Origin of the sequence: Finegoldia magna (assembly GCF_018371055.1) — a bacterium.
Taxonomy (GTDB): Bacteria; Bacillota; Clostridia; order Tissierellales; family Peptoniphilaceae; genus Finegoldia; species Finegoldia magna_I.
On record NZ_JAGYZD010000053.1, the window covers coordinates 1 to 9,006 of the forward strand.

General features: G+C 28.3%; 9 protein-coding genes. All 9 read right to left on the reverse strand.

Annotated elements, in window-relative coordinates; genetic code table 11:
* Nucleotides 1–260 precede the first annotated feature (260 nt).
* The 9 genes from KHW44_RS03630 to KHW44_RS03670 all read right to left on the reverse strand — a co-directional run bounded on the left by KHW44_RS03630 (nucleotide 261) and on the right by KHW44_RS03670 (nucleotide 8,752).
* On the reverse strand, nucleotides 261–1,010 hold the full coding sequence (locus KHW44_RS03630; RefSeq protein WP_304066083.1) for a hypothetical protein: 750 nt from the start codon (nucleotides 1,008–1,010) through the stop codon (nucleotides 261–263).
* On the reverse strand, nucleotides 994–1,878 hold the full coding sequence (locus KHW44_RS03635) for an ABC transporter ATP-binding protein (protein ID WP_102164510.1): 885 nt from the start codon (nucleotides 1,876–1,878) through the stop codon (nucleotides 994–996). The genes KHW44_RS03630 and KHW44_RS03635 overlap by 17 nt, the downstream gene beginning before the upstream one ends.
* A complete protein-coding gene (locus tag KHW44_RS03640) occupies nucleotides 1,856–3,538 on the reverse strand; it encodes an ABC transporter ATP-binding protein (RefSeq protein WP_304066088.1) in 1,683 nt (560 codons plus the stop codon). The genes KHW44_RS03635 and KHW44_RS03640 overlap by 23 nt, the downstream gene beginning before the upstream one ends.
* A gap of 408 nt (nucleotides 3,539–3,946) precedes the next feature.
* Complete coding sequence (locus KHW44_RS03645) at nucleotides 3,947–4,321, reverse strand: hypothetical protein (protein ID WP_304066091.1); 375 nt, start codon at nucleotides 4,319–4,321, stop codon at nucleotides 3,947–3,949.
* Between the two features lie 4 nt (nucleotides 4,322–4,325).
* A complete protein-coding gene (locus KHW44_RS03650) occupies nucleotides 4,326–5,525 on the reverse strand; it encodes a radical SAM protein (RefSeq protein WP_304066094.1) in 1,200 nt (399 codons plus the stop codon).
* Nucleotides 5,518–5,961 (reverse strand): hypothetical protein, encoded by a 444-nt coding sequence (locus KHW44_RS03655; RefSeq protein WP_304066097.1) that lies wholly within the window; start codon nucleotides 5,959–5,961, stop codon nucleotides 5,518–5,520. Before KHW44_RS03655 ends, KHW44_RS03650 begins: the two co-directional genes overlap by 8 nt.
* A gap of 8 nt (nucleotides 5,962–5,969) precedes the next feature.
* Entirely contained in the window at nucleotides 5,970–6,593 is a 624-nt protein-coding gene (locus tag KHW44_RS03660) for a CPBP family intramembrane glutamic endopeptidase (RefSeq protein ID WP_094206401.1), read from the reverse strand.
* A 153-nt stretch (nucleotides 6,594–6,746) separates the two neighbouring features.
* Nucleotides 6,747–8,027 carry a GHKL domain-containing protein gene (locus KHW44_RS03665; protein ID WP_304066104.1) on the reverse strand — a complete coding sequence of 427 codons (1,281 nt, stop codon included), beginning with the start codon at nucleotides 8,025–8,027 and terminating at the stop codon, nucleotides 6,747–6,749.
* On the reverse strand, nucleotides 8,024–8,752 hold the full coding sequence (locus tag KHW44_RS03670) for a LytTR family DNA-binding domain-containing protein (protein WP_304066109.1): 729 nt from the start codon (nucleotides 8,750–8,752) through the stop codon (nucleotides 8,024–8,026). The genes KHW44_RS03665 and KHW44_RS03670 overlap by 4 nt, the downstream gene beginning before the upstream one ends.
* Between the last annotated feature and the right edge of the window lie 254 nt (nucleotides 8,753–9,006).

Sequence of the window (9,006 nt, forward strand, 5' to 3'; positions counted from 1 at the left end):
CTTGTGAACCTAAAATTGTGAACTCGCTGACGCTCAGACAGCACAATTTTTTAACGGTTCACTTCGCTTGATTTTATGATTATTTTCTCCGTATGATATTCTTAGCAAAACTGGTAATCTGCTTTTATTTCACTGCAACACAAAATATGAATAACAAAAAGCAAAACAGAAAAACTTGTAAATCGCTCATAAAAAAAATCCATCGCATCAATCTTTAAATAAAATTTAATGCGATGGACTACTTTATTGTTAGTTATTTATTATAAATCTTTCTGCTTAAATTTTCGAATGGAAACATAAATTATTAAACTTATACATACTGCGAATACTACTAATTGAATCATTATAGTTTCTGGATTTATGACATTATCTGATTTTAAATTAAAATATCCTATGATAAACTTGTCTATTGTTTTTGCTCTGGTTAATAGCGATGTAACAACATATAATCCCATTGAACTTAATGTTCCGACAATCGCTCCTTTATCAATGGAAACTAGCATCGCAAAGATTACCAAAAAATAAACTTCTAAAAACCCAAACAATATCTGAACTAAAATCTCGAAGTTATCTGTAGTAAACAAATTTCCACTTACAGCATAATTGGTCCCCTTCACAAAGATTAAATAAGCCAAAATATTGAAACCTATATTCGTCATAAAGTAAAAAACTGTCATGTAAATCATCGATACAAATTTCCCGCAGATAAGCTTTTTTCTATCGGCTACTGGCGCTACTTCTAAAATGATTTGACCTTTTTGAATTTCGTCTCCTAATATTTTCGATCCAGTATACATTAAGATTATCATTGGGACACCTAGAATGAAATACAACTGCCATATAGAAAATACATATCTACATATATCAAATTGACCTTTAAACGCCACAAAACTCCATCCAAATTTAACACCAGCTCCATATAATATGGAAACAAGATTCAATAATAAAATCAACAAGAAAGCCTTGCTCTTTTTAAGCTTGAATAATTCTGCTTTAACTATTTTTTTCATTTTGCACCTCATCAAATAACTTGTTTATAGAATCAGATTCAATTAAAATGTCCTTTATCTCAATATTTTTATCCGCCAATATCTTAAAGGTTTTGTTTAATTGATTTTTATCACTTACAAGTATTTTATTGTCTTTTAAGACAATGTTCTTGTCATTTATTTCTAAGTTTGGTGTTTTGTTTGAAATTTCTATTATAAACATTTTTTCTTTGTTTAAGTTGTGATTTCTTATCTTTTTGTTTTCCAAGAATAAAAACCTATCACATAATTCGTCTATTTCCTTCATTTGATGCGAAGAAATCAGAAGTGCAATCTCTTCTTTTTCAACAATCTCTTTAATAAATTTCTTCACCCCATTTATACCGTTCGGATCAAGTCCAACAAACGGCTCATCTAATATAAGCAACTTCACATCTCCAAGTAGCGCCAAAGTTAGACTTAGTCTTTGTTTCATCCCAAACGAATAATCAGACACCTTTTTCTTGACACCTTTTAGCCCCACAAGTTCTAATAAATAGTTAGCTCTATCCCAAGTTTCTTTTTCATTTTTCAAATTTCTGTAAAGAATTTGAATTTGAATATTTTCCTCTGCTGTTAAATTCTCATAAAGTCTTGTGTCTACTAAAAATCCTATCTTACTCATTAATTCATGTTTATTGCTATAAGATTGATCGTTTAAAAATTTTATCTCTCCACTATCTTTAAAAATAAATCCCAATATCGTCTTCATCAAAGTTGTTTTCCCTGCTCCATTTGCCCCTACTAAACCCACAATCTCTTTAGGTTTAAGACTAAAATTCACATCATCTAAAATCAACACATCTTTGTAAGACTTCCTTAAATTATTAATCTCTAAAATATTTTCCATATAATTCTCCAAAATTTCTATAAAAATAACCCTGTTTTTCCAATAATTCTTCCAAGTTTCCGTTTTCTACAATCTCTCCATCATCCATGCAGATTATTTCATCTGCTTTAACTAAATTATGATAATTAATCTTATGAGTAACCATGACGATGGTTTTGTCTTTCAAATCAAAAATTCTATCCTCTAAAATTTTTGAACTAGTAGAATCAAGAGACGAGTTCAATTCGTCTAATAGAATTACATCTGTATCATTAAGAATTGCTCTTGCAAGACCAATTTTCTTCCTTTCACCACCTGACAAGGTATCCTGCAAGTTTGAATCCTGTTGTATCTTTCTATCCTTTAAATTCTCGAGCAAGGAGAATTCTATCGCTTTATTTATTTCTTCATCAGGATACTCGTTGTATAAGGTAATGTTATTTTTCAATGTATCGTTGAATATAAATGTTTCTTGGGATACAAAAGAAATCATCTGCGATATGTTCTTATGAATTGAGTACTCACTTTCATTTAGGTACAGATTTCCAGAAGTATTTGATAAAATATTTGCCAAAATTTTTAGCAATGTCGATTTACCACTACCGCTATGACCGAGTATTACATATTTTTTATTTTTCTCAATTTTGAGATTTATATTATTCAACGAAAACTCAGAATCATCATTTTTGTAGCACATATTATCTAGTTTTATAGAGTCAAAGGTATTTTCAGTAATATAAAAGTCATTTGCTTTTTTGTAGGTTAATAAATTTGTTATTTTATCCTTTATTTTACTGGCTCCTTTAATTTCCATAATTGCTGTTGTAGATTCTCCTATTGGACCCATCATCATATTTATGATTTGTGTTATCGCAATAAGACCACCTACTGTTAATTTCCCATTTATTACAAAATATCCTCCTAGAGAAAATGAGATGGCTATTATAATGTAGTTACCTAGACCAATTATCTGTGAATAAAGTCCTAAGCTAGTGTTAAATAAGTATAATGACCTTTCTAATTCTTCCAAAGATGCATCAAATTGTTTTAGAATTTTTGATTCTATTCCATAAGTATGTATTAAATCCATTGATTCAAAAACATCTTTAATCTTTTCAAGAAATTTATCTTTATTTTTTGAATACTTCGCACTTAATTCATCTATGTTTTTGCCCAGAAAAACTGGCAATAGTAATATTACAAATGAACAAAAAATCATAATAAAGGCCATTTTTATGTTTAATTTCATTAAATAAACCAAACAAAAGCATATCAATAAGCTATTTTTCAGAAGGTTTAGTATGTTTTCGAAATATTGATTGTCTATTATGTTCAAATCAGTTTCAAATACGTTTATCTTTTGAGATGAAGAAGTCTTCATGAAATCTTTATGTTTCATTTTAAAAAAGCTTTTTATGATATCTCTTTTTATTGATTTATGTATATTCTTTTTCAAATTTGCGTTGGATATAACCAACAAATAAGTTAATATGAAGTTTATGATAAATGATATTACCAAAAGCCAAATACTTTGTTTAAATGTCAGAGAGTCTCTGTTTATCATGCTATCCACAATCTTTTGGATGTTTCTCACAATAAAAATACTACATAAGCTTGTCACTATAGAAAGTATTACAATATACAATATCCTTAATTTTTGTGAGTTAAGATATTTTTTCATATACACCTCCATATAAAAATTTGGCATCTTTAATCAGACACCAAATTTAAATATGAATCTTTTAATATTAGTTAAGTATTATTACGCTGACCATTTTTTTCCTGAGTATCCTATAGATCCACAAACTACCATTCCTACTGATGCACAACCTGCGTTGTTTTTCTTCAAAAATTTAAATAACATTTTTATCTCCTTATGATAACTCTAATAATTAATTCTTTTGTTTACCGTTTTGTTGTTTTTCAAAATAATCAGATCAATTATGCTGACCATTTTTTTCCTGAATATCCAATAGATCCACAAACTACCATTCCTACTGATGCACAACCTGCGTTGTTTTTCTTCAAAAATTTGAATAACATATCTGTCACCTCCTTCAACCTTTGGATTCTCTAGAAAAATCCAGCTTTAATTTTTTATATGATCATTTAAAATGTCATAAATTTTTTTGTTGGAGCTAAGTCCTGTTAATATATTCCAGTTCACATAAAAATATATTATCTCTTCATTTTTCAGTAATAGTCTTATTGGTCTGGCTGATTTTCCAAAAACCATCCTATTTTGAGTGGCAAAATTCACCGAAGATACCACATCATCATTTTCCAAGGATATATCTTCAATTTCATCAAATTTTATTGTTTTATACCCTTTAAATTCTATGTATTTATCTGACAAAACAAACTCTCCATTGTGTTTAAACAAATTTTTCGCATTAAATCTTGTCATTATATTTTTATTTTGATTACAAATTTCTTCTATTGAAGAAGCAATATATTTGTCCATTAATCTATCCTGCTATTAAATTATTCATAACTTCATCAAAAAACCCATAGTACATTGGGCAGAACGGATCCTTACTTGTTATTTTGTCAGTATACAAGTAAGCTCTTGCTCGACATCCACCACCACATAAATATTTGAACTCACATTCTTTGCAGCCATCCATATCGTCTACTTCAACTCCGTATTTTCTTTTGGCATTATGTACAAGCAAACTCATAACGTCTTTTTCTAACAAATTTCCCATTTTGAATTCATCCTCCATTAGCATATGACAAGGATACAAGGATCCATCAGTTCCTACAGAAATCAGTTGTTCTCCTGTTCTACAGTTACATTTTCCTTCAAGGCAATCTTTAAGAGGAACATCTTCCACTTCTATTTCGTTAACTCTATAGTAGTCGACAATTTTTTTGAGATCATCTGTAGTCAATACAAATTCTCTGTTTTCATCGTCCGGTTTTACTGTAAATAAACTAAAACTTATATTTGTGCCTAGTTTTTTCGAAAGTTTAGTGTACTCATTAATGTAATCCACGTTTTTGTGATTAATAGTTGGCAGTATGGATAAAGTAATGTCTAATCCTTTTGCCCTGTCTATAAATTCCATTATTCTATCAAAAATTTTGTCTTCTCTTAGGAACGCTTTGCAATCTGAGCTGTAAGTATCCAAAGATACCGAAAGAACGTCAATGTATGGGGCAATTTTTTCTAACATATCAAAACTATGTACAGTACCATTAGTTATTACAATTAAATTATCTGGTTTTAGTTCTGTTTTGATAAGCTTCAATATTTTATCCAAATCTTTTCGTATCATTGGCTCTCCGCCAGATATAATAATATTTTCTAGATTTAATGGTTTTAAATTACCAACCACTTTTGTTAATTCATTAAATGATAGCTCTTTCTTATCACATCTCTCATCTTCTGAATAACATCCCTTACACTTCAAATTACATCTGTCTGTTATGTGTATGTAAGCATTTTTAACATTGAATCCTTTTGTAAACTCATTAACTTTTTTTATGAATTCATTTTCTACTAAAAACTCATACAAATCCTCATTGACATTTTTATCTTGTAAAATTTCCAGATAATCTTCATAAGTTTTATCGTCAAGCCCTAATACAGCTGAGTTTGCTGTATTAATCAAAAGATTTGCTCCGTTAAATTTTTCTGTTTTAACATTAGGATTTTTATACATATCTTTCACCTGCTTTTTCTTTTATTTTTAAAAATATTACTATCAAAGAAAATACCAAGAAGAAATTAATCAAACCCGTTGTCAGTACCGACTGACTGCTTACAGCGTTAATTTGTATTGAAGAATTGTTAGATATATTCTGAGAATTTCTAGCTATAGCTTCAAAATCCAAATTGATCAATTTTATAAAAATCAAATAACAAACTGAATATACAAGTGCAAAAACCCCAGATCCTATTATTTTTACTTTATCTTTTTGAATTTTTAAGATATTTATAAGCGAACAGCCCATTATTGATGAAACCAACGCCGGTAAAATAGCTCCAAAAACTAAAAACGTCACAACATTTAATGAATTTACAGTCGTTGATACTTTTACTATCAAAAAGCTCAACGCTACTAAAGATATTACCAAAACTACAATATTTTTTTTCATAAATCCTCCTAAACAATCATTACTAATAAATTGTAAATTGCGTGTATGACAATAGGTAAGCTTAAACTTTTTGTTTTGACATAAATCCCCGATAACATAAGCGCCAAAGGTAGTCTGATTACTAAGTTCGTTAAAAAATCTTCGTTATTATGAAGGATAAATGCGAAAACAATACTTGATATAGCACAAGAAATAATGATACTCATTTTTTTAGATAACAGACTAATTAAAAGATGCCTGTATATGTACTCCTCGCCTGTGGCAACAATTAGATAATGTACTATCCAAAACCCCACAAATGTCATATCAAGTTTCGATCTAAATATTAAAAGATAGACGGCTACAAAAGATATAAAAATTACACTTGAAGTTTTTAAATATCTGAATACATCCAAATTATCTTCAATATTGAGACATTTTAATAATAATTTTGGAAGTATAATAAATGAAATCACAGTTGGTACTGTCAACATTAAAAACGGATTAGATACTTTTACATACGATAAAAGAATTATAAGCGTTAACAGTGATAACAAATTGATGACTACCAACGACATCGCTATTACTAAAGGATTTTTCTCATTTACATTTAAAAAACTAAAATCATAATTTCTACGTTTTTTTATCTCCATACACCTCACCTCTACTTTCAAATTGATTATACAATGGATTTTTAATTGGATTTTCAAAATGTATTAAATAGCCTAAAAAGTTGTATTAAAAAAACGAGCATCAAAAATTAGTTTTTAATCTAATTTTCAATACTCGTTTAATTCTTCAAATTTTTATAAAGAGCTTTGATTTTGCAGTTTACAAGGTACAATAATCAAAACTTTAAAAAAGCCATCTTCATATTTAAAATTATAAAATCCTTTTAATTTTTCTAAACGCAACTTTATACTCTTTATCCCAACTCCAAATCTATCCGATTTTGAAGACTTTATAAAGTCTTTCGAGAAATCTTCTTCAAGTTTTTCAGAAGGATTTTCAGTATATACATATATTTTTTCATCTCGATATATCAGTTTTATTATAATCGGAGAGTCAACATCTCCAACTCGTTCAACTGCCTCAATAGCATTATCTATTAAATTTCCTATTATCGCAGACAAATCTATCGAAATTTCCTTGATATTTAAGTCCTTTGGGATTTGAAGTGATATTTTATGTTTTATATTTAGTTGTTCCATTTTTTTAATTTTCATGCTTAATAGATAGTCAATCTCTGTCAATCCACTAAGATAAGTTGGATTGTCCAGTTTTTGTCCGACTATATTTTCAATTTGAGCTATAGCAAGATTAGTGTCACCACTTTTGATATTCATATCAACCTGAAGCAAAGTGTTTTTTAAATCATGTTTTAATCTTCTAAAATTCGCTTCATTTTCTATCTCTCTTTTTAGGATTTTGTTTTGTTCATCTATAACTTGATATTTAGACAGAATCAAGTTCTTTTCTTTGATTTTCCTGTGAAAAAAAACATAACAAAAATCCGAAAGAATCGCAACGAATATTAAAACAATACTTACTTTATAAGAATAATCTCCTAGTACCATGAGCATTACAAGGTTGCAAAGAAATACAATAGTAAGAATCAAATATTCAGTATTGTCCAAGTCAAAATTTTCGTAACTGCCATCTTTTATGAATTTTATGTACACATAAAACAATCCCAAAAAAGCTAAATACAAACTTATATAATAAAAAGAAAAATCTATGTCAAAAAAATCTTTGTATATGCTTGAACTAAAAAAGCTTAGTCCTACAACTTCATATAAAGTGAAATTACAAATAAAACTAATGACATAAAAAACTTTCTTGTAAGCTGTCCCATCAAAAAACATAAATGAAATAGCTAGATTTGCTACAGTTAAAAACGACAATTTAAGAAAAGTAGAATTTCCCATGAATTTATCCATAAGTATGATAATAAAAAAGCTGAAGAAAAGAATACTATTTTTCCTTATATTGATAAAATATTCATTGAAAAAAACATAAGAAATAGTCGTTTGCAAAAGCACAATAACTAAAAATGTAGTAAAAACTTTAATAGCTGCAATACTCATATTCCGACCTCTTTAGAAATAAATTTAGAATACAAATCAATGACACTTTTCTTTCTGTTTTTACTAATGGGTAATATTGATCCATCTATCATTATTACCTCATGAGCGTTTAAAATCTTGACTTTTTTTAAGTTTATAATGGTTCCGCTGTTTATCTTAACAAAAATTAAAGGATTGAGTTCTTTTTCTATATTCTTGATTTTCCCATAAAATACCTCGTCATCTAATTCATCGCTAGTTTTCACCCTTAATTTTCTTCCAGATTCAGAAAATATAGCTATGATAGACGAACTATCTACTTGAATGTGATCCTTTCCTTTTTTAAAAAATACATAACTATTGGAGTTATTTATGTATTCAATAGCATCATAAAAAGCTCTGGCAAACTTTTTCGTATCAATAGGCTTTAACAAATATCGAAAAGGTCTAACTTCAAAAGATTCCAAGGTATAAGTTTCGTAACTTGTAACATAAATTATCAAAACTTGTTCGGAAAGCTTTCTCAGTTCTCTAGCAGTTTGAATTCCATTAATTCCTGGCATTTCAACATCTATAAATAAAATAGATGGAAAATCTTTAACATCTATCAATCTAAGTAGTTCTTCACCACTTAAATAAGCATCTATATCAGGTTTAAAATTGTCTAATTTTTGAGATAAATCATATATCATATCTTCTATTAAATTTATATGTTTAAGATCATCGTCACAGATAGCTATATTCATTGTGCCTCCCAACATAAGTTTTTTATGTACTCAAATTACACTCTTGATTAATTGCTATTCTATTTTTATTATATAAAATTCAATTTTCAAATTCAATACAAACTTTGTTATTATAATCTCATTTTATTACATTGTTCAAGCAAAAGAGCGATTTGCGAGTTTTTGTAATTTTCTTCGTTCGTATCGGTGTCTATTTTTGTATGACCCTGTAAAGTGTAAATGTCCTGCGATTTTGTTGCAATGAAAAAAGCAGA

Bases quoted from the DNA above. Each gene is read 5' to 3' on its own strand.
- KHW44_RS03655 (WP_304066097.1), bottom strand. From the start codon at position 5,961: ATGAAAAAAAATATTGTAGTTTTGGTAATATCTTTAGTAGCGTTGAGC.
- KHW44_RS03630 (WP_304066083.1), bottom strand. From the start codon at position 1,010: ATGAAAAAAATAGTTAAAGCAGAATTATTCAAGCTTAAAAAGAGCAAG.
- KHW44_RS03665 (WP_304066104.1), bottom strand. From the start codon at position 8,027: ATGAGTATTGCAGCTATTAAAGTTTTTACTACATTTTTAGTTATTGTG.
- KHW44_RS03645 (WP_304066091.1), bottom strand. From the start codon at position 4,321: ATGGACAAATATATTGCTTCTTCAATAGAAGAAATTTGTAATCAAAAT.
- KHW44_RS03660 (WP_094206401.1), bottom strand. From the start codon at position 6,593: ATGGAGATAAAAAAACGTAGAAATTATGATTTTAGTTTTTTAAATGTA.
- KHW44_RS03650 (WP_304066094.1), bottom strand. From the start codon at position 5,525: ATGTATAAAAATCCTAATGTTAAAACAGAAAAATTTAACGGAGCAAAT.
- KHW44_RS03640 (WP_304066088.1), bottom strand. From the start codon at position 3,538: ATGAAAAAATATCTTAACTCACAAAAATTAAGGATATTGTATATTGTA.
- KHW44_RS03670 (WP_304066109.1), bottom strand. From the start codon at position 8,752: ATGAATATAGCTATCTGTGACGATGATCTTAAACATATAAATTTAATA.
- KHW44_RS03635 (WP_102164510.1), bottom strand. From the start codon at position 1,878: ATGGAAAATATTTTAGAGATTAATAATTTAAGGAAGTCTTACAAAGAT.